The following is a 1,570-nucleotide window of genomic DNA, read 5'->3' on the forward strand; positions in this document are numbered from 1 at the left end:
ACCGATAAACATCCTCTCCAGAAAGGAGGTGTTCCAGCCGCACCTTCCGGTACGGCTACCTTGTTACGACTTAGCCCCAATTACCAGTTTTGCCCTAGGCCGATCCTTGCGGTCACGGACTTCAGGCACCCCCGGCTTTCATGGCTTGACGGGCGGTGTGTACAAGGCCCGGGAACGTATTCACCGCGCCATGGCTGATGCGCGATTACTAGCGAATCCAGCTTCGTGGGGTCGGGTTGCAGACCCCAGTCCGAACTGGGACCGGCTTTCAAGATTGGATGCAATTTACATTACACCGTCCCTCTGTACCGGCCATTGTAACACGTGTGTAGCCCCGGACGTAAGGGCCGTGCTGATTTGACGTCATCCCCACCTTCCTCACACCTTACGGTGGCAGTGTCTCCAGAGTGCCCAGCTTAAACTGATGGCAACTGAAGAGAGGGGTTGCGCTCGTTATGGCACTTAAGCCGACACCTCACGGCACGAGCTGACGACAACCATGCAGCACCTTCACAGAGACCCCGAAGGGCGTCATTATCTCTAAATCCTTCCTCTGCAATTCAAGCCCGGGTAAGGTTCCTCGCGTATCATCGAATTAAACCACATGTTCCTCCGCTTGTGCGGGCCCCCGTCAATTCCTTTGAGTTTCACCGTTGCCGGCGTACTCCCCAGGTGGGATGCTTAATGCTTTCGCTTAGCCGCTGATACCAGGTACCAACAGCGGGCATCCATCGTTTACTGTGCGGACTACCAGGGTATCTAATCCTGTTCGATACCCGCACCTTCGAGCTTCAGCGTCAGTTGCGCTCCCGTCAGCTGCCTTCGCAATCGGAGTTCTTCGTCATATCTAAGCATTTCACCGCTACACGACGAATTCCGCCAACGTTGTGCGTACTCAAGGAAACCAGTATGCGCTGCAAGTCAGACGTTGAGCGTCTACATTTCACAACACACTTAATCTCCGGCCTACGCTCCCTTTAAACCCAATAAATCCGGATAACGCCCGAACCTTCCGTATTACCGCGGCTGCTGGCACGGAATTAGCCGGTCCTTATTCGTATGGTACCTGCAAACAATCACACGTGATTGACTTTATCCCCATACAAAAGCAGTTTACAACCCATAGGGCCGTCTTCCTGCACGCTACTTGGCTGGTTCAGACTTCCGTCCATTGACCAATATTCCTCACTGCTGCCTCCCGTAGGAGTTTGGACCGTGTCTCAGTTCCAATGTGGGGGACCTTCCTCTCAGAACCCCTACTGATCGTTGCCTTGGTGGGCCGTTACCCCGCCAACAAGCTAATCAGACGCATCCCCATCCATAACCGATAAATCTTTTATCCTTATCTGATGCCATCAAAGGATTACATAAGGTATTAGTCTGCCTTTCGGCAGGTTATTCCTTAGTTATGGGAAGGTTGGATACGCGTTACTCACCCGTGCGCCGGTCGACGTCCATTCGGTGCAAGCACTAAATGCCGTTTCCCCTCGACTTGCATGTGTTAAGCCTGTAGCTAGCGTTCATCCTGAGCCAGGATCAAACTCTCCATTGTAAAATATGTTTGGGTGAT

The 1,570-nt window shown here is 52.8% G+C and carries 1 other annotated feature (running past one end of the window).

The annotated features are described in order from the left end of the window. Positions 1–1,552: a sequence feature (most likely nonfunctional fraction of RNA operon), on the minus strand (it extends 2,687 nt beyond the left edge of the window). Positions 1,553–1,570 lie beyond the last annotated feature (18 nt).

Origin of the sequence: Prevotella vespertina (assembly GCF_009728485.1) — a bacterium.
In the GTDB taxonomy this organism is placed as follows: domain Bacteria; phylum Bacteroidota; class Bacteroidia; order Bacteroidales; family Bacteroidaceae; genus Prevotella; species Prevotella vespertina.